The 18,643-nt window shown below is 65.4% G+C and carries 19 protein-coding genes; 11 read left to right on the top strand and 8 right to left on the bottom strand.

The window, feature by feature from the left end:
- Positions 1–29 precede the first annotated feature (29 nt).
- The 3 genes from wrbA to Q0319_RS02785 are packed head-to-tail and all read left to right on the top strand — an operon-like array spanning position 30 to position 2,491.
- Positions 30–641: an NAD(P)H:quinone oxidoreductase gene (gene wrbA, locus Q0319_RS02795; RefSeq protein ID WP_296462767.1), complete on the top strand. Its 612-nt coding sequence runs from the start codon at positions 30–32 to the stop codon at positions 639–641.
- Complete coding sequence (locus Q0319_RS02790; RefSeq protein WP_296462764.1) at positions 638–1,036, top strand: DUF2069 domain-containing protein; 399 nt, start codon at positions 638–640, stop codon at positions 1,034–1,036. The genes wrbA and Q0319_RS02790 overlap by 4 nt, the downstream gene beginning before the upstream one ends.
- A gap of 51 nt (positions 1,037–1,087) precedes the next feature.
- On the top strand, positions 1,088–2,491 hold the full coding sequence (locus Q0319_RS02785; RefSeq protein ID WP_296462761.1) for an FAD-binding oxidoreductase: 1,404 nt from the start codon (positions 1,088–1,090) through the stop codon (positions 2,489–2,491).
- A gap of 7 nt (positions 2,492–2,498) precedes the next feature.
- Here Q0319_RS02785 and Q0319_RS02780 read toward each other — a convergent pair whose 3' ends face one another.
- The gene (locus Q0319_RS02780) at positions 2,499–2,873 is read right to left on the bottom strand and encodes a hypothetical protein (RefSeq protein ID WP_299450742.1); all 375 of its coding nucleotides are present in this window, start codon (positions 2,871–2,873) and stop codon (positions 2,499–2,501) included.
- Positions 2,874–3,030: 157 nt separating this feature from the next.
- Between Q0319_RS02780 and dusA the strand changes: the two genes are divergently transcribed.
- The 3 genes from dusA (at position 3,031) to Q0319_RS02765 (ending at position 5,808) form a co-directional block, all read left to right on the top strand.
- Positions 3,031–4,044, top strand: coding sequence for a tRNA dihydrouridine(20/20a) synthase DusA (gene dusA / locus Q0319_RS02775; RefSeq protein WP_296462752.1), 1,014 nt, complete (start codon positions 3,031–3,033; stop codon positions 4,042–4,044).
- Between the two features lie 193 nt (positions 4,045–4,237).
- Positions 4,238–4,879: an AAA family ATPase gene (locus Q0319_RS02770; protein ID WP_296462749.1), complete on the top strand. Its 642-nt coding sequence runs from the start codon at positions 4,238–4,240 to the stop codon at positions 4,877–4,879.
- Between the two features lie 62 nt (positions 4,880–4,941).
- A complete protein-coding gene (locus Q0319_RS02765) occupies positions 4,942–5,808 on the top strand; it encodes an SDR family oxidoreductase (protein WP_299450741.1) in 867 nt (288 codons plus the stop codon).
- 21 nt (positions 5,809–5,829) lie between these two features.
- On the opposite strand, the gene Q0319_RS02760 is transcribed toward Q0319_RS02765, so the two are convergent.
- The 6 genes from Q0319_RS02760 to Q0319_RS02735 form a co-directional block, all read right to left on the bottom strand.
- On the bottom strand, positions 5,830–6,129 hold the full coding sequence (locus Q0319_RS02760) for a hypothetical protein (protein ID WP_296462744.1): 300 nt from the start codon (positions 6,127–6,129) through the stop codon (positions 5,830–5,832).
- A gap of 190 nt (positions 6,130–6,319) precedes the next feature.
- Positions 6,320–7,306: a lysylphosphatidylglycerol synthase domain-containing protein gene (locus Q0319_RS02755; RefSeq protein ID WP_296462741.1), complete on the bottom strand. Its 987-nt coding sequence runs from the start codon at positions 7,304–7,306 to the stop codon at positions 6,320–6,322.
- Positions 7,281–8,648: a cardiolipin synthase ClsB gene (gene clsB / locus Q0319_RS02750; protein WP_299450740.1), complete on the bottom strand. Its 1,368-nt coding sequence runs from the start codon at positions 8,646–8,648 to the stop codon at positions 7,281–7,283. Before clsB ends, Q0319_RS02755 begins: the two co-directional genes overlap by 26 nt.
- Complete coding sequence (locus tag Q0319_RS02745) at positions 8,645–9,436, bottom strand: endonuclease/exonuclease/phosphatase family protein (RefSeq protein WP_296462736.1); 792 nt, start codon at positions 9,434–9,436, stop codon at positions 8,645–8,647. Before Q0319_RS02745 ends, clsB begins: the two co-directional genes overlap by 4 nt.
- A gap of 28 nt (positions 9,437–9,464) precedes the next feature.
- A complete protein-coding gene (gene zwf / locus Q0319_RS02740) occupies positions 9,465–10,994 on the bottom strand; it encodes a glucose-6-phosphate dehydrogenase (RefSeq protein WP_296462734.1) in 1,530 nt (509 codons plus the stop codon).
- Positions 10,995–11,135: 141 nt separating this feature from the next.
- Complete coding sequence (locus Q0319_RS02735; protein ID WP_296462731.1) at positions 11,136–12,077, bottom strand: LysR family transcriptional regulator; 942 nt, start codon at positions 12,075–12,077, stop codon at positions 11,136–11,138.
- Between the two features lie 162 nt (positions 12,078–12,239).
- Here Q0319_RS02735 and Q0319_RS02730 point away from each other — a divergent pair, with 162 nt between their 5' ends.
- From Q0319_RS02730 to Q0319_RS02720, 3 genes are all read left to right on the top strand, one after another.
- The gene (locus tag Q0319_RS02730) at positions 12,240–13,208 is read left to right on the top strand and encodes a tripartite tricarboxylate transporter substrate binding protein (protein WP_296462727.1); all 969 of its coding nucleotides are present in this window, start codon (positions 12,240–12,242) and stop codon (positions 13,206–13,208) included.
- A gap of 146 nt (positions 13,209–13,354) precedes the next feature.
- A complete protein-coding gene (locus Q0319_RS02725; RefSeq protein WP_299450736.1) occupies positions 13,355–14,059 on the top strand; it encodes a 4-carboxy-4-hydroxy-2-oxoadipate aldolase/oxaloacetate decarboxylase in 705 nt (234 codons plus the stop codon).
- A gap of 72 nt (positions 14,060–14,131) precedes the next feature.
- A complete protein-coding gene (locus tag Q0319_RS02720) occupies positions 14,132–15,007 on the top strand; it encodes an amidohydrolase family protein (RefSeq protein ID WP_296462723.1) in 876 nt (291 codons plus the stop codon).
- A gap of 146 nt (positions 15,008–15,153) precedes the next feature.
- Here Q0319_RS02720 and Q0319_RS02715 read toward each other — a convergent pair whose 3' ends face one another.
- A complete protein-coding gene (locus Q0319_RS02715) occupies positions 15,154–16,359 on the bottom strand; it encodes a urate hydroxylase PuuD (RefSeq protein WP_296462721.1) in 1,206 nt (401 codons plus the stop codon).
- 267 nt (positions 16,360–16,626) lie between these two features.
- Here Q0319_RS02715 and Q0319_RS02710 point away from each other — a divergent pair, with 267 nt between their 5' ends.
- Both Q0319_RS02710 and Q0319_RS02705 read left to right on the top strand, forming a co-directional pair.
- Positions 16,627–18,108 (top strand): NAD-dependent succinate-semialdehyde dehydrogenase, encoded by a 1,482-nt coding sequence (locus Q0319_RS02710; protein ID WP_299450733.1) that lies wholly within the window; start codon positions 16,627–16,629, stop codon positions 18,106–18,108.
- Positions 18,105–18,617 carry a GNAT family N-acetyltransferase gene (locus tag Q0319_RS02705; RefSeq protein WP_296462713.1) on the top strand — a complete coding sequence of 171 codons (513 nt, stop codon included), beginning with the start codon at positions 18,105–18,107 and terminating at the stop codon, positions 18,615–18,617. The genes Q0319_RS02710 and Q0319_RS02705 overlap by 4 nt, the downstream gene beginning before the upstream one ends.
- Positions 18,618–18,643 lie beyond the last annotated feature (26 nt).

Here is an 18,643-nt window from a genome sequence, read left to right as displayed (position 1 = left end):
TGGACCATGAGGGGAGATAATAGCGGCCTATGGACATCCTGATCTTGTACTACAGCCGGCACGGCTCGACCCGTCAACTGGCCGAGCACATTGCGCTGGGCGTGGAGCGAACGCCCGGCGCACATGCCCGCTTGCGCACCGTTCCGCCCGTCTCGACCGTATGCGAAGCCACGGCGCCGGCCATTCCCGACAGCGGCCCGCCGTACGTGGAAGCCTCCGACCTCGAGGAATGCGCCGGGCTTGCGCTCGGATCTCCCACCCGCTTCGGCAACATGGCGGCGCCGATGAAGTATTTCATCGACCATACCATTGAGCAATGGCTGGCCGGAAGCCTGGCGGGCAAGCCGGCGGCCGTCTTCACGTCCACGGGCTCGATGCACGGGGGCCAGGAAAGCACTTTGCTGAGCATGATGCTGCCCTTGCTCCACCACGGGATGCTGTTGGTTGGCTTGCCCTTCACCGAAAGCGCCCTGATGAGCACCCGGCAAGGCGGCACGCCCTATGGCGCCTCACACGTCGCGGGCGTGGACAACCGCCAGCCTTTCCACCGGGATGAGCTCCAGCTGGCCGAAGCGCTGGGCGCCCGCCTCGCCCGCACCGCCCTGGAACTTCACGCCGGCCGGCAGGCCCGCGCGCGATGAAGGCCGCGCCCGTCATCCTGAGCCGCCGGCTGCGGCTCGCCGCATCGGCCTCGCTCATCGCCCTCATCGTACTGTGCATCGTCTGGGAAACGGTGCTGGCCCCGCTGAGGCCGGGAGGATCGATGCTGGTCCTCAAGGCCGTTCCGCTCCTGCTGCCCTTGCGAGGCATACTGCGGGGTAGCCTATATACCTATCAATGGGCCTCCATGCTGATCCTGGTCTACTTCATGGAAGGCGTGGTCAGGGCCACGAGCGACCCCGGCTTTTCTGCGCAGGTGGCGTGGGCCGAGGTTGTACTGACGACGATTTTTTTCTGGTGTGCGATCTTGTACGTGCGACCGGCGAAGCGAGCCGCCAAGGCAGCCCAAAAGGCAGCCGCCGGCCCTCCGCGTTGAGGGCCGCGCCATGTCCCGTGTTTCGCCCGGCCGGGCGCCAATGGAGGATGCATGGATTTGCTGACCGAGCTCAAGAGCGCGTTGGGCGCCGAACAGGTGCTTACCGGCGCCGACGCCGCACCCTACCTCACCGACTGGCGCGGGCGCTATACCGGCTCGGCCTATGCCGTCACGCGGCCGGCCAACACGCACGAAGTCGCCCAAGTCGTCAAGCTCTGCCGCCGGTATGGCGCGCCCATCGTGCCCCAGGGCGGCAACACCGGCCTGGCCGGTGGTGCAACGCCTGACGGCAGCGGCCGTGCCGTCGTCATATCGACCCGGCGCCTGGACCGCCTGCGCGCCATCGATACCGACAACGACACCATCACCGTGGAGGCGGGCTGCGTCCTGCAAACGGTACAGGATTGGGCGCGTCAGGCGGGGCGGCTCTTCCCGCTCAGCCTCGCCTCCGAGGGCAGCTGCACGGTGGGCGGCAACCTCGCCACCAACGCCGGCGGCACCCAGGTGCTTCGCTACGGCAACGCCCGGGAACTGGCACTGGGGCTCGAGGTGGTCACGGCCGAAGGCGAAGTCTGGGATGGATTGCGCGGCCTGCGCAAGGACAACACCGGCTACGACCTGCGCAACCTCTACATCGGCAGCGAAGGGACGCTCGGCATCATCACCGCCGCCACGTTGAGACTCTTTCCCCTGCCGAAAGCCCAATGCACGGCGATGGTCAGCCTGCCGTCGCTGGAGGCCGCCGTGGCCTTGCTCAATCAGGCGCGCGCGGGCCTGGGGGCGGACTTGACGGGGTTCGAGGTCATGTCATATGCCAGTCTCGAAGTCGTCACCCGGGCATTTCCCGACCAGAAGCTGCCGCTTCCGGCGGCCCCTTGGTACGCGTTGCTGGAAGTTTCCGACAGCGAGAGCGAGGAGCACGCACAGGCTCGCTTCCAAGAGGTACTGCAGGCCGCGGTGGAACAAGGCACCGTGGAAGACGCTGTGGTGGCCTCCAGCATTGCGCAGAGCCGGGCGCTGTGGCTGCTGCGCGAGAACATTTCAGCCGCCCAGGCGTGGGAAGGCAAGAACATCAAGCACGATATTTCCGTGCCCACTTCCCGCATCGCCGCCTTCGTGGCCGCCACCGACGCCATGCTCCAGGCCGCGGTTCCGGGTGTGCGCCACATCACGTTCGGCCATCTCGGCGACGGCAACCTGCACTACAACGTCAGCCGCCCGCCAGAAATTCCCGAGGCCGACTTCCTGGCCCGGCAAGACGAGGTCTACCGCTTGGTGCATGACAGCGTCCATGCCCACGGCGGCTCCATCAGCGCCGAGCATGGCATCGGCCAGCTCAAGCGCGAAGAAATGGCGCGCTACAAGAGCGCGCTTGAACTCGACCTGATGCATCGGATCAAGCGCGCGCTCGATCCCGAAGGCCTGATGAACCCGGGCAAGATCCTGCCGCCCTGAGCAGGACTCACCGGGCGCTCGCCTTCCAAGTACCGTCGTCCTGCTTGCAGAACCAGAAGCCCCAGTTTTCCCTCGACTTGCCCTGGGTGACGTCCGCGGCCAGGAAGCGGCAGGTCTGGCCCTTGGCGGTTTGCACGGTGTTGCGGGGCGCAAAGGAAACCGTGACCGGAGGCACCTGGCGCACCGGGGTGCTGGCCCACGTGGCGCGCTGGCCGTCTGCGACCTCGTTGAGCACACGCCCGACTTCGTTCGAGAAATTCGACACCTGCGCCTTGGGAATGTGCAGGAGAACGGATTCGTTCAGAAAACTCAGGTTGTCGGCCTGGGCCGCACCCATGCCGGCGAGCAACAGGAGCGAAGCGGCGAGGAAGGAGGTGCGCATGGGGAGGGCTCCAGGTGAAAGGTGACGAGATGATATCGCGTCCTGGCCCACCGCACACGCGGGAGCCCCGATGGCACGGCCGGCGATTGCCCGATTGTGGCGCCTGGCCCCCCGCACACGCGGGAGCCCCTGCGCCGGCGGGTTATCATTTCCCCTTATGCTTTCCCACCAACGACCTGCCGGCTGGGCGCTGTGCGTAGCCCCCATGATCGACTGGACGGACCGTCATTGCCGGTTCTTCCATCGACTTCTCGCGCCGCGGGCGCGCCTCTATACCGAGATGATCGCCACCGGCGCCATTTTGTACGGCGACGCGGCCCGGCACTTGGATTTCGATCCGGCCGAACATCCGGTTGCGCTGCAATTGGGCGGCAACGAGCCGCATGCCCTCGCCCGTGCCGCCAAAGCCGGGCGGGATTGGGGCTATGACGAGATCAACCTGAACTGCGGCTGCCCTTCGGACCGGGTGCAAAAAGGGGCCTTTGGCGCCTGCCTGATGTCCGAGCCGGCCCTGGTGGCCGATTGCGTCAAGGCCATGCGCGATGCCGTCGACATCCCTGTCACGGTCAAACACCGGATCGGATTGGACTACGACGAGTCCTACGAATTCGTGCGCGACTTCGTGGGAACGGTGCACGCGGCGGGCTGCGAAGTGTTCATCGTGCACGCCCGCAACGCCGTCCTGAAAGGGCTCTCCCCGAAAGAAAACCGAGAAATCCCGCCGCTGCGCTATCACGTGGCCCGCCAGCTCAAGCGGGACTTTCCGCAAGCATCCTTCGTGCTCAACGGCGGCCTGGTCGAAGCCGGGTCCGCCCTCTCGCACATCGGGCACGGCGGCGGCGAGCTCGATGGCGTCATGCTGGGCCGGGAGGCCTACCAGCGCCCCCGCGTGCTGTCGGAAATCTCGCAGGAACTCTGGCCTGAGACCCCCATACCCGACGATGAGGCGGTCATCGCCGCGATGACCGCCTACGCCGGTGAGCAGGTCGCCCGCGGCGTGCCTTTGCGGGCGATCGTGCGGCACATGCTGGGTTTGTTCAACGGCCAGGGCGGGGCGCGACGGTGGCGCCAGATGCTCTCCGACAGCCGCCTGCTCGCAGCCAATGATCCCGCACTGATCGGGGACGCCTGGTCGACCGTCGCGCAAGCCAACCGGCGGCGCGCTGCGTGAGCGATGCAGCGCCCCACGAAGCCCCATTACGGAACTAACCCGCCGAAAGCCTTCTAATCCAGGCTTTGCGGCCTGCCCGTTCACGCCATACTCCTGCCCGGGTACGCTGCGCCCGTGCCCCGCGGTCATTTTCCGTTCATGCGGCGCCCACGCCGCCGGGACTCACGGCGCATGAGGGCAAGGGTATACAGGCATGGCCCAGATCGTGTGCATCCTGGGTAACAAGGGCGGCACCGGCAAGACGACGCTGTCCCACATGATCTCGCACGGCATGGCGCTGCTCGGCAAGCGCGTCGTGTGCGTGCTCACGGATCTCGAGCGCGAGCGCCTCTCCAAGGATGGGCGGCGGTACCTGCCATTCGACGCAAGGGAGCCCGGCAACCTGTCCAAAGTCGTCGCGACGCTGAATCATGTCGACGACTGGTTCGGCGTCATCGACGGCGGCGGCAATCGCCCCGACATCGACAGCCATCTCGCCAACCAGGCCGACCTGGTGCTACTGCCCTTTCGCGACTCTCACGAAGACATGCGCACGGTGCTGCGCGACCTCGAATGGATGCCTCGCGCCTGGGGGCTCCCCTCGCAATGGCCGACGGACGAGCCGGCCAGGCGGGAAGCCGAGGCATCGGTCTCCCTGCTGCTGGGCGACTATCAGCATCGCCTGCTCGACCCGATCCCGCATCTGCACGCCACCAAACTCCTGCTGCAAGACCGCATTCCCCGTACGCTGCCCTGGCAGCTGACCAACGCCTGCCTTGAATTGGCGATGCAGGTTTTCGAGCTGCTCGACGTGCCCTACGAAGGCGGCCCCGCCGTCGACGCGGTCCCAGCCTAGATGCCTCGCGCGGCACGGTAGTTGCTGCAGGCCCGGCATGCACACTTCTCCAGGAGACGACCATGCCGGGCGATCCAGAACAACGCACGCTGCCCCCACAGGCGCAATCCAAGCAGCCGGGGATCCAAAGCGCGATGCATCCGCAGCCGAAGTCCACCGGCCCGGGATATCGCGGGTCCGACAAGCTGAAAGGCCGGTGCGCCATCGTCACGGGCGGCGATAGCGGCATTGGCCGAGCCGTCGCGGTCGCCTTTGCCATAGAAGGCGCGGACGTCCTGTTCACTTACCTCGATGAGAGTGGCGACGCCGAAGACACCCGCCGGCAGATCGAGAAGACCGGCCGACGCTGCGTAAGCATGGCGGGAGACCTGGGCAGCGAGTCCCACGCCAGGGAAGTCGTGCGGCGCGCCTTGAGGGAATTCGGACGCATTGACATCCTGGTCAACAACGCGGCCGAACAACATCCGCAAAACGCCCTGGAAGACATCGATAGCGCCCAACTGGAACGGACCTTCCGCACCAATTTCTTCGGCATGTTCAACCTGACCCGGGAGGCGTTGCCGCACCTGACTGCCGGAGCTGCCATCATCAACACGACATCGGTGACGGCCTACCGCGGCAGCGCGCACCTGATCGATTACGCCTCGACCAAGGGCGCGATCGTGGCATTTACCCGCTCGCTCTCGGCGGCGGTTGTCGAACGCGGCATACGCGTCAACGCCGTCGCGCCCGGCCCCATCTGGACGCCGTTGATTCCCGCTTCATTCAGCGCCGAAGAAGTGGCTACCTTCGGCGCCAGCGTTCCAATGAAACGCCCCGGGCAACCCGAAGAAGTCGCGCCGTGCTACGTCTTCCTCGCGTCGGACGACGCGAGCTATATGACGGGCCAAGTCTTGCACCCGAACGGAGGGGAGATCATCAACGGTTGAGCCCGCGGCGGCGACAATGGCTTACCGGCCGAGCAAGGTCATCAGCGCGTCGAAGCTGCTGGCCTCCCGCACGGAAAACACGAAGCAATCGCCGTCGCGATAATCGGTGTCACGCAGGTTCGTTGCCAACCGCTCCGCATCCTCGAGCGCTTCATTCCACGTCCCGCGGATCAGCGGACAGTATTTGAGCCGGCTGTCCAGCATATCCTTGCCCGAGCGGGCCGTGACCTCAACATACCCACGGAACTGCCCTTCAGGGAGATCGTGGACCCGGGCCTTCAGGAAATACTGTACGGCGAGATGGTCGACGACATGATTCATGGCCAGTCTCCAGGAGTGCTGTGATTCGATGCTAGCTCATCAGAAAGAAACTTTCGGCCCCGGATCCCGGCCGATAGCAAACGTTTACGTTCCATACAGTCCTGTGGCGAACCACGCGACGCCGGCGCAACACTTTGCGCCTGGGAGCGGCTGCACCACGACTGAATGGCTGCGCAGCGCGCTGGGAAAATCAACGCCGGGCACGCGCTTCGAGGCCTGCGTAGAGGCAAACCGCGAGGACGAGCGGACCGAGGTAATACACCGCGCGATAGGCCAGGAGCGCGCCCAGCAGTTGGTGGGCAGGCACCTGCGCAGAGAGCAGCGCAAGGAATACCGTTTCCAATACGCCCAGTCCTGCGGGAACGTGCGTCAGCGCTCCGGCCACGGCGCTGACTAGCAACACGGCGAGCACCCGCCAGTAGTCGACCTCACCCCCGAGCAGCACATAGAGGATCCCGCCCATGATCATCCAATTGGCCACCGACATGACGACCTGCGCCAGTGCCAGGCGGCGTCCGGGCACGGTGACCTCCACCTTTCGCACCTCGAAGCTGCGCCTCCCCCGCACCGCACACATCGCAAGATAAGCCGCCGCCACGGCCCATGCCGCGACGCCGGCCACGGGCAGCATTCCTGCGGGAATGCCCCATTGCCGCGGAGGCTGCAATCCGCCCCACACCAAGACCACGCCTAGCAGAATCAGGTAGCCCAGCCAATTGGTCACGACGCTCAAGGCATAAATCTTGGATATGTCGGGTGCGGAGAGTCCCTCCCGCGAATAGAGCCGGTAACGGAAGCCCACGCCGCCGATCAAGGCACCAAGATTCAAGGTAAACGCATAGCAGACGCCGGCAATCATGGCGACACGCGCCACGCCGAGCTTGTGGCCGACGTAGCGCTTTCCCAGCTGGTCAAACGCGCCGAACAGCAAATGGCTTGCCACCGTCAGCCCTCCCGCGGCGAGAAGCATCTGCGGGGAATAGGACCGGATCGATTGCAGCACGCGCTCCCATTCGACCTTCTCCCATTGCTGGGCAAGCAGGAAGGTCACGAGCGCCAGGAATCCGAGGGTGAGCGCATGCCGCCCCCAACGCCACCAGGCACGACGGCTGGACGGCCGAGTGTCGTCACGCCCTGAAGGCGCGGCCTCCCTATCCGATCTCACGAGAGTGGGCATCTGGTGTCTCCGTCGGGCGTGATGGGCCGGGCTCGACTTTTTCGAGCCTGGGAGCATGCGCAGGCAGCCAGCCGGCCCACGCGGGGAAGCGTCGCAGGAAATGGAAAACGATGAACGACGTCGCCATCCGCCAACGCGAGCGCGGCCGCGTGTCGCGCGCAGAAACTTCCCGACAATGGCGCTCGACCAGCGCATCCAGCCGTTCGCGCAAGGTGCGGCTGAATGCCGGATCGCGAATGATGAGATTGGCTTCCAGGTTCAATGACAGGCTAAGCGGATCCAGGTTGCTCGACCCCACCGTGGCCCACACGTCGTCCACGACCGCGACCTTGCCATGCAGCGGACGCTCGCAATACTCATAGATCTTCACGCCCGCGCTGAGCAGGTAATCGTGCAGCATGTGCGCGGCCACCTTGACGATGGGCATGTCCGGCTCGCCCTGGAGAATGAGCCTGACCTGCACGCCGCGCCTGGCCGCTTTGCGCATGTCGCGCAGCAGCCGGTAACCGGGGAAGAAATAGGCATTGGCGATGGTCACCTCGCGCTGCGCCGCCCGGATGGCGATCCGGTAATGTTGCTCGATGTCCGTCCGGTGGGCGTTGTTGTCGCGCACGACCAGCAGGCACTCCGCGCCCGCCTCGTTCAACGGCTGTTCCTTGGCGGGAGAAGCCGGCCTGGCGGCCCGACGGCGCGCCTTGTCCCGCGGCACCGTGCCGTTGCGGACGAAATCGCGGATCTGGGCCACGATCGGCCCGCGCACTTCGATCGCGTAATCCTGTTTGGCGCTCGGACCGAAATCCGCGAGGTGATCGGCGGAGAAGTTGATGCCGCCCACGAAGGCCGTTTCACCATCCACCACGAGCAGCTTGCGATGCAGGCGACGAAACACGTTGGTACGCATCCCCAGCAGCTTGGGCCGCGGGTCGAATACCCGGAACTGCACGCCGGCTTCGATCAGGCCAGCCAGGAACTCCTCGGGTAGATCCGTCGACCCATATCCGTCGACGAGGACCGAAACATAGACGCCCCGGCGGGCGGCATCGATCAAGACGTTGCGCAGCGCATTGCCCACCTTGTCGTCGAACAGAATGAACGTCTCGAGCAACACCTCGGCGCGCGCCTGGCTGATGGCCTCAAAGACCCGCGGGAAAAAAGCCTCGCCGTTCTCAAGCAGCGCAATCGCGTTGCCCTGCGTCCATTGCACGCTCGCAGGTGCGGCGGACTGGCCGCGAACGCGCCCTGCTTCCTCGCCGCGTGGCCATCCTCGCCATCGCCCGCGGCCGAACAAGCCATTGGCGCTCCCTTCTTGCGAATAAGGCTTACGTGGAAACGAACTACTCATAGCACGATCTCCGCAGCCAGCGGCGCATGGTCCGACAAGGATTTCCACGGATGGGGCCCGAGGTGGATAGGCCGCATCGCCCGTGCCCCGCGCACGTAGATCCTGTCGAGCGGCAGCAGGGGATGCCACGCGGGAAAGGTGCGGGCCAAGCGCCCCGTGGCATGTTCATAGACCTCACGCAGGCCCGCGCACCCGTTCAGCACGCGGCCGGCGCGCTGCAACCAGTCATTGAAGTCGCCCGCCACCACCAGCGGCGCGTCCGGCGGAATTTCTTCCTGGACGAGATGGCATAACAACTGCAACTGCTTGCGGCGGTGGCGCTCTTGCAGACCGAGGTGCACGCAGATGGCGTGGAGCTCTCCACCGGTGTTGGGCGCCTTGACGATGCAATGCAAGAGCCCCCGTCGCTCGGGCCCGCTTATCGAGACGTCGCGGTTCTCGAAATGGGAGATCGGAAACTTGGAGAGCACCGCGTTGCCGTGATGCCCGTCGGGGTACACGGCATTGCGGCCATACGCGAAATCGGACCAGATCGTATCGGCCAAGAACTCGTATTGCGGCGCCGCCGGCCAATCGGCGAAGCGCAGCGCGTGCCTGGCATGCGTGCCTAGCACTTCCTGCAGGAACACCATATCTGCAGACACGCTGCGCACCGCCTCGCGCAAATCGTGCAGAATCAGCCGACGGTTGAAAAAACTAAATCCCTTGTGGACGTTGACCGTCAATACCCGGAAGCTCATCCGGCCCTGCGCATCCGGCGGTCCTTTATCATCGTTATCCTGGTTCATGCGGAGCGCACCGCAAGAACCGTTCCCGCTACTCCAGCGACAACCAGCGCCGCCCGTCGCGGGCCAGGAGGACATCCGCGGCCGCCGGGCCGTGGCTGCCGGCGCGATAGAAATGGATCTCGCCGCTCTCGGCCCAGGCCTGTTGGAAAGGCTGCACCGCCTCCCACCCCAGCTCGATGTCGGCGGCCCGCTGGAATAGCGTGGCGTCGCCGACCATGCAGTCGTAGATCAAGGTCTCGTACCCTGAGCTATGGGAAGGCGGAAAGTGATCAGCGTAGCGGAAGTCCATGCTCACCGGCGCAATGCGGATCTTGGAGCCGGGCACCTTGGCCTTCATGTGGAAGAACAATCCCTCGTCCGGCTGGATCTGCAGCACCAAGGTATTGGCCGGGGGTTTCTCCTGCGCGCTCTGGCGAAACAGCGCATGGCCGGCATCCTTGAACGCGATCACGATTTGCGTCTGCCTGCGCGCGAGCGCCTTGCCCGTGCGCAGGTAGAACGGCACGCCGGCCCAGCGCCAGTTATCGATGCTGAGCTTGAGCGCGACATACGTTTCGGTCGTGCTGTCGGGCGCGACGCCCTCCTCCTCCCGGTAGCCACGCATGGGCTTGCCGTTCACGAGCCCGGACTGGTACTGCCCACGCACGCTGTTCTGCAACGCCTCGGCCGGTGTCTGGATGTGTATGGCGTCGAGCAGCTTTTCCTTCTCCGTACGCACGGCATCGGCGTCGAAAGAATTGGGCGGTTCCATGGCCACCATGGCCAGCAGCTGGAATAGGTGGTTCGGCACCATGTCCCGCAAGGCGCCCGTCTGCTCGTAAAAGGCAGAACGCCGCTCTACGCCTATCGACTCTGCTGCCGTGATTTGCACGTGATCGATATACAGCCGGTTCCAGTTGCTCTCGAACACGCTGTTGGCGAAGCGCGAGACCAGGATGTTCTGGACGGTTTCCTTGCCCAGGAAGTGATCGATGCGGAATATCTGGTTTTCGTGGACGACCCGCGTCAACTGCTTGTTCAACTCGCATGCGGAAGCGAGATCTCTTCCGAACGGCTTCTCGATGACCACGCGGCGCCAGCGGCCTCCGGCCTGCTTCAGCAGGCCTGCTTCGTACAGGTGCCGGGCGATGGTCTGGAAGTAGCCGGGCGCGGTCGCAAAGTAGAAAATGACCCCGCCCGGTTCGGCCGCCAGCGCTTGGCTCAAGTCCGCGTACGTGCGTTCTTCCTCGAAATCGCCCTGCAGGTAAGACGTCCGGCCCATCAGCCATTTCCAGACGGGGGCCTCGAAGCTGGCCTGCGCCTCTTCCCCGCGCGAGGCGAAAACCTGGTCGGCGGCCTCCTTCAAGCGCCGCCGGAACCCTTCGTCATCCAACGCGCGATGGCCGATGCCAATGACGCGGAACTCGGGATGCAGCGCCTTCAGGCGTGCCAGGTTGTAGAGGGCCGGGACCAGGAGCCGGCCCGTCAGGTCGCCGGTCGCGCCGAAAATGACCAACGTGCAACGTGGAGCAGGCGGCAGTTCCGCCTGGGACGTTTGCCTGTTCGTCTGGAAGTCCATGACTACCTCCGAAGCATGCGTCGATTATGGACGCGGGGTTATCGCGCTGCAACAAAGCCGTACGCACCGCTCCCCGGGGAGGGGGCCTCGGGCCATCGGACCACAATGCGCATGAGTCGTTCCCGCCGGCGGAGCGCACGCTCAGGCGCTGGGCTGCTCCGAGCCAGGCCCTGGTGGCTGGCCATCCAATGCCCCCGCCTGGATGCGCTTCTTGATCAAGTCCATGGTGGCCTGGGCAAGGCGCGTCAGCGGCCGCTGCGCGGCCGTCGCGATCACGAGCTGACTGGTCAGCCCCGGAGAGACGATGCGCGCCGCCCGCAAGTGCGGCCGCTGCGAGCGGCCGTATATGGCGTTGCGGGAAAGTACGGCATACCCCATGCCCCGGTCGACGAGGTCGAGCAGCGACTCGATGGCGTCCACCTCCAGGGCGATGGACAACTGCACGCCGAGCCGGGCGCAATGCACGTCCAGCAGGTTGCGGATGGCATTCGGCTGCCCGGGGGTGATCAAGGGGTACTGGGCCAGGTCGCGCATCTTGACAGTCTCAGGCATGGCCTTGCCGCCCAGGCCTTTGCGGCCGATCAGATACAAGTCCTCGGACCACACGTGTTCGTAGACGGCCTGCTGGCTGACCGGCGGGTTGTAGAGCAGCGCAAAGTCCAGGCGCCCCAGCAGCAGCCATTCGTACATGGACACCGTCAGCGCCTCCACCACTCCCAGCGACGCGCGGGGAAACTCGGCCCGGAAATCGGTGACGAGGTCCACCGTGATCGATTTGCCGACGCTGGGCGGCATGCCGACCACCACCTTGCCTGCCGGGGAGCCCCTGAGCTCTTCGATCTCCTGCTTGGCCAGGCGCACCTGGTGCAGGATGCCCCGGCCGCGCTCGAGCAGCCGCTTGCCGGCGTCAGTGGGCACCACCCCCCGGCCATTGCGCTCGAGCAGGTGCTCCTTGAGCTCGATCTCGAGCTGTCGCACATGCCGGCTCACCACCGGCTGCGACAGGTTGAGCGTGACGGCCGCCCGCGTCACACTGCCGAACTCGACCACGCGCACGAAGCATTCGAGCTGTTTCAGGTCCATTTGGAAACCCCGATTCATGTTTTTTAAGCATAACAGCTAGTCCCGATTTGCGTTTTCCAAACGCCAGTTACAGTCCACAATGCAAATTCGCCCGCTTGGCGCCCAGCGCGCCAAGCAGCATCAAAAGATGGGCCACCCCACACCAACGACTCGAGGAAGACAATGATCCGCACACTACTCGCCCGCTTGTGCCTCGGCGCTACCGCCACCTTGGTCGCCGCAGGCGCCTATGCCCAGGAATTTCCTTCCAAGCAACTGCGCCTGATCGTGCCCTTCGGGCCTGGCGGCGTGGCTGACGTCACGGCCCGCATCGTCGCCCAGGGCCTGTCGGACAAGTTCGGCAAACCGGTAGTCGTCGAAAACATGCCGAGCGCCGGCGGCATCACCGGCGCGACGACCGTCATCCGCGCCACCCCCGACGGCCACACGCTGTTCCTGGTCAGCAACCAGCAGGCGGTCAGCCCCTCCTTGTTCAAGTCGCTGCCTTACGACCCGGTCAAGCAGTTGGCGATGATTTCCATGGTCGGCTCGTTCGACATCGTCATGGCGGTGGACCAAAACAGCCCGCTGAAGACCGTCGGCGACGCCATTGAAGCCGCCAAGAAGAATCCCCAAGGCTTTAACCTCGGCACCATCGGCGTGGGTAGCACCCAGCACCTGTCGGCCGAGATGTTCCGGGCCATGGCCGGGTTGTCCGTGCCCACCATTCCGTTCAAGTCCAGCGGCGAAGTGATCTCTGCCGTCAAAGGCAACAACGTGCAGGTCTTGTTCGAAACCGTGCCGGCCGTGATCGGCAACATCAAGGGCGGCAGCCTGCGCGTGCTGGGCGTCGCGTCGGAGAAACGGAGCCAGGTGTTCCCCGACACGCCCACCATCGCCGAAACGGTACCGGGCTACGTCGCCGTTTCGTGGAACGGCCTTGCCGCCCCGGCCGACACCCCGCCCGCCATCATCGAAAAGCTCAGCGCGGCGGTGCGCGAAGTGGTCGCCGATCCGGCCATCAACAAGAAGCTGATCGACGTGGGCATGATCCCGCAAACCAATACGCCCAAGGAGTTCCAGAGCTTCCTGGCCGCCGAGATCCAGAAATGGAGCAAGGTGATTGAAATGGCCAAGATTGAAAAACAATAATCCGCTTGCCGACGGGCGCCAGCCGCCGGATCGCCCGGGGCATGCCGGCATGCCCCGGACAGGCGGCACAGCCGGCGCTGCCGTCCCGCTTCGGGCCCATCCATGTGCCGCAACCTGCCGGGGATGGGCCTGCTTATTGGAGAACCATGATGTTGGGTGTTGTCGTTAGGAAAAAGCCGTCGCTGCCCGAAGGCGCGGCGGAAAAGCTGGCTGCGCAGGGCGTGGCCACCGTGCATGAAGCGCAGGGCCGCAGCGTGGGGCTTATGAAGCCTTACATGCGTCCCATTTACCCCGGCGCGGCGATCGCCGGCCCGGCCGTGACCGTGCTCGCCCAGCCCGGCGACAACTGGATGCTGCACGTGGCCGTCGAACAATGCTCGCCGGGCGACATCCTGGTGGTTGGCTGCACGACCGAGAACGCCGACGGCATGTTCGGCGAGCTGCTCGCGACCTCGCTCAGGGCGCGCGGCGTGCGCGGCCTCATCATCGACGCCGGCGTGCGGGACGTGGCCGCGCTCACCGAGATGCGCTTCCCGGTTTGGTCCAAGGCCATCAACGCCCGCGGCACGGTCAAGGCAACCATCGGGTCGGTCAACGTCCCCATCGTCTGTGCCGGCGCGCTGGTTCATCCCGGAGATGCCATCGTCGCCGATGACGACGGCGTAGCCATCGTCCCCAATGCGCAGGTCAGCGCCGTCATCCAGAAGGCCGACAAACGCATCCAGGAAGAAGAAAGCAAGCGCGCCCGCCTGGCGGCCGGCGAACTAGGCCTGGACATCTACCAGATGCGCCCCAAGCTGGAGGCGGCGGGGCTGCGCTATGTCGACTCGCTGGACGAGCTGAAAGACTGACGCCGCGCCTCAGGCCGTCTACCTCGGGCCGGGCCCGGACCCGGCCTCCCCTCCACTCACGATTGCTGAATCATGAAAACTTGCGCTGCACCTGATCCGAATCCCATCAAACCGCGCGAACCCTTGCCTCCCGGTTCGTGCGATGCCCACTGCCACGTATTCGGTCCCGCCGACCGCTTCCCGTACCATCCAGACCGAAGCTACACGCCGCCCGACGCGCCGTTCGAACGCCTGCGGCAACTCCATGACTGGCTGGGCCTGGACCGCGCCGTCATCGTGCAGGCGAGCTGCCATGGCGACGACAACTCCGCCATGCTCGACGCCATCGCGCGCAGCGAAGGCCGCTATCTCGGCGTGGCCATCGTCAACGGCAACGAAACCGATGAACAGCTGGCCGACCTGCACGCCGGCGGCGTGCGCGGCGTGCGCTTCAACTTCGTCCAGCACCTGGGAGGTGCCCCCGACCTGGAGATTTTCGACAAGACCATCGGGCGGCTGAGCGAACTCGGCTGGCACGTGGTGCTGCACCTGGACGCGCAAGACATCGTCACCTACCGCGATCGCATCAACCGCATCAACGTGCCATTCGTGATCGATCACATGGGACGCGTCCAGGCGGCCCTGGGCATGGACCAGGAGCCCTTCCGCGCGCTACTCGAGTTGATGAAGAATCCCCTGGCCTGGGTGAAGGTGTGCGGAGGAGAGCGCGTGTCGGTCGGCAAGCGCCCCTTTGCCGATGCCGCCCCATTCGCGGCCAAGCTCATCGAAGCCGCGCCGGACCGCGTACTGTGGGGCACCGACTGGCCGCACCCCAATATCTCCAAAGACATGCCCAACGATGGCGAGCTGGTCAACCTGATGCTGGATTTCTGCCCGGATCCGGCGCTGCGCCATAAGCTGTTGGTCGAAAACCCGGAACGGCTGTACGGATTCAAGCCGCTGGCCTGACCCCTGGCGCCCGACTTACCCCTGGCCCCGGACGCGCGGATGCCTGCGCCCCGGGGCCGTTTCATTGGCAGCCCCCAAAAAGCGCGGCGCGCTGCGGCGCCGCCCGGGATGCCTGGTGCAGCCGGTCCCGGGCTACCGCTGCTGTGCTACCGGCTTGCGGCGAGTGGTGCGCCGGCTTGGAACCACCTGCCCAGCAGCGCCCGCTCTTCCTCCGTCATCGCCGTCGCGTTATTCAACGGCATGGTGCGCTGGACGACGGCCTGCTGATACACCACCTGCGCATGCGACTTGAGCAGCTCCGGCGTCTGCAGCTGAATGCCCTTGTTGGGAAGTTGTGCGTTGTGGCACACCACGCAGCGCTGGGCCACGACTTGCTGGACCTGCGTGATGTCCTGGGGCTCCAGGGGCTCGTGAAAGGCCGCCGCCCCAGTGCCCGCCCCGGATGGCGCAAGCGACCATGCCACGGCCGCCAGCAGCGCCACGCCGGCGGCGGGATACCAGAAGTTGTAGACCTGCTTGTGGCGCAGCACGAAAAACTGCCGGATCAGCGCCCCCGCCAGCATGATGGCGATCAACACCAGCCAGTTGTACTTGGCCGAATACACCATGCTGTAGTGGTTGGACAGCATGGCGAACAGGACCGGCAGCGTGAAATACGTATTGTGCACGCTGCGCTGCTTGCCCAGCTGGCCGTGGATGGGATCGACCGGCTCGCCGGCACGCATGGCGGCGACGACTTTCCGCTGCCCGGGGATGATGACCATCAGCACGTTGGCGCTCATGATGGTGGCAATCATGGCGCCCACGATCAGGAAAGCCGCGCGGCCCGCGAACAGGTGGCACGCGAGCCATGCCGCGGCGGCCACGAAAACCGCAACGGCAATGCCCACGGTGCGGTCGGCCCGCTCCCCCGTACCCGCGATGCGGCAGATGGCGTCATACACCAGCCACCCCACTACCAGGAAGCACAGCGCAGCGACCACGGCCGCAGCCGGGCCCCAATTGAAGACGTTCGGATCGATGAGGTAGGTGCGCGCGTTGAACAGGTACAGCACCACCAGCAGCGCGAAGCCGGACATCCAGGTGGAGTAGCTCTCCCAATAGAACCAGTGGAGATGCTCGGGCAGCTGCTTCGGCGCTACCAGATACTTCTGCGGGTTGTAGAAACCGCCCCCGTGCACCGCCCAGAGCTCGCCCGACACGCCTTTCTCGAGGAGTTCCGGGTCCTGGGGTTTCAGAAGGCTGTTGTCGAGCCAGACGAAGTAGAACGAAGAGCCAATCCAGGCGATGGCGGTGATCACATGCAGCCAGCGCAGCAACAGATTGGCCCAATCAAGAATGTAGGCTTCCATGCCCTTCCTGCTAGAGACAATCGCTCACCACTGCGGGCGCTGTGAGCAAGAAGGTCGCGCCAATAAAGCACCGCGGCGACCGTAAGGCGGCGAGGACTACGCCTCGCTTGTTACAGGCTGCATCTTCTCGCGACGCGCCGCTGCTTGTCAACGGTCCGCGCCCGCCCCCGGACCGGACGGGGCGCCTCAATGGGCCACGCTTCGATCCGCTAGAATGGATCGGTCGCTCCAGGTCGGAGCCCCCTGCAAAAAGACCTGAGATAAGCCATGAGCTGCGCAACCGCCCCATCTCGACTATCTGACCCCACTCTTTTCAAGACCCAGGCGTACATAAACGGTGCCTGGGTCGACGCCAGCGACGGCGCCAGCTTCGCGGTCGACAATCCTGCTGACGGCACCCTGGTCGCACGTGTCGCGGACGTCGAACCTGCGCAGGCGGAGGCTGCCATCGCGGCGGCACAGGCCGCCTTCGGCCCCTGGCGTGCGCGCACGGCCAAGGATCGCGCCGCGCTCCTGCGACGCTGGTTCGAGCTGATGCTCGCCCACGCCGATGACCTAGCGGCCCTCATGACCTTGGAGCAAGGCAAGCCCCTTGCCGAAGCCAAGGGCGAAGTGGCCTACGCCGCCTCGTTCATCGAATGGTTCGCGGAGCAAGGCAAGCGGGTCGCCGGCGACACCCTCTCGCCGGTGGCACCCAATACGCGCATGCTGGTGCTACGCGAACCGATAGGAGTATGCGCCGCCATCACGCCCTGGAACTTTCCGCTCGCCATGATTACCCGCAAGGCGGGTCCTGCCTTGGCCGCAGGCTGCACCATGGTCCTCAAGCCGGCAGAACAGACGCCGCTTTCCGCCCTGGCGCTCGCCGAGCTGGCGCACCGCGCCGGCCTGCCGCCCGGCGTGCTCAACATCGTCACCGCGGGCAGCGAGCGCTCCATCGCCCTCGGCAAGACCCTCTGCGCCAGCCCGGTCGTGCGCAAGCTCAGCTTCACGGGCTCTACGCCGGTGGGCCGCATCCTCATGCAGCAAAGTGCGCCCACCATCAAGAAGCTCTCACTGGAGTTGGGCGGGCTGGCGCCGTTCATCGTATTCGAGGATGCCGACCTCGACGCCGCGGTAGACGGGGCCGTCGCCTCGAAGTACCGCAATACCGGGCAAACCTGCGTCTGCACCAACCGCTTCTACGTGCATGACGACATTTACGATGCATTCGTCCAGAAGCTGGCCGAAAAATCCCGCTCGCTGAAGGTCGGCAACGGCTTCGACCCCGGCGTCGTGCAGGGGCCGCTGATCGACGAAGCGGCCGTCGCCAAGGTCGAAGAACACGTCAACGACGCGGTCGCCAAAGGGGCTGCCGTCCTGGCGGGCGGCAAGCGCCACGCGCTGGGGGGCCGCTTTTTCGAGCCGACGGTCCTGGCGGACGTCACGCGGGACATGCTGTGCATGCGCGAGGAAACCTTCGGTCCGGTGGCGCCCGTCATGCGGTTCCGGGATGAAGCCGAGGTCATCCGGCTCGCCAACGACACGCAGTTCGGCCTCGCCTCCTACTTCTACAGCCGCGACGTGGGGCGCATTTTCCGCGTGGCCGAGGCGCTGGAATACGGCATGGTGGGCGTCAATACCGGCTTGATCTCCAACGAAGTCGCGCCTTTCGGCGGCGTCAAGCAATCCGGTCTCGGCCGGGAAGGTTCGGTCTACGGCATGGACGATTACCTGGAACTGAAGTACGTGTGCCTGGGGGGCATATGAGCGAAGGATTCGCGCCCCACCCTGGCGAGGCCTCGATCCGGCCCGCACGGCCCGAGGACGTCGGTCCGGTTCTGTCCCTGATGCGTGGACTCGCGGAGTACGAGCACCTGACGCATTTATTCAAGGCGCGCGAGGAAGATCTTTTCGATGCGTTGTTCGGCGCCCGTCCCGCCGCTGAATGCCTGGTCGCCGAGGTCGACAGTGGCGTGGTGGGCTACGCACTGTTCTTTCATAACTACTCCACCTTCCTCGGGCGGCGCGGCTTGTACTTGGAAGATCTCTACGTACGCCCCGACCACCGCGGTCGCGGGCTCGGCAAGCGCATGCTCAAGACGCTCGCCGCCATCGCCGTCGAACGCGGGTGCGGCCGCTTCGAGTGGAGCGTTTTGGACTGGAACCAGCCTGCCATCGATTTTTATCGCGCAATGGGAGCCGACGTGCTGCCCGACTGGCGCATTGTGCGCGTGACGGGCGACGCGCTCGCGCGCCTGGGCTCAGCCGGCGATTGAACTGGCGCCGCCGCGCACACCATGCT

Source organism: uncultured Pigmentiphaga sp. (genome assembly GCF_937950555.1).
Taxonomy (GTDB): Bacteria; Pseudomonadota; Gammaproteobacteria; order Burkholderiales; family Burkholderiaceae_B; genus Pigmentiphaga.
This window is presented reverse-complemented; position numbering and strand designations above follow the sequence as displayed.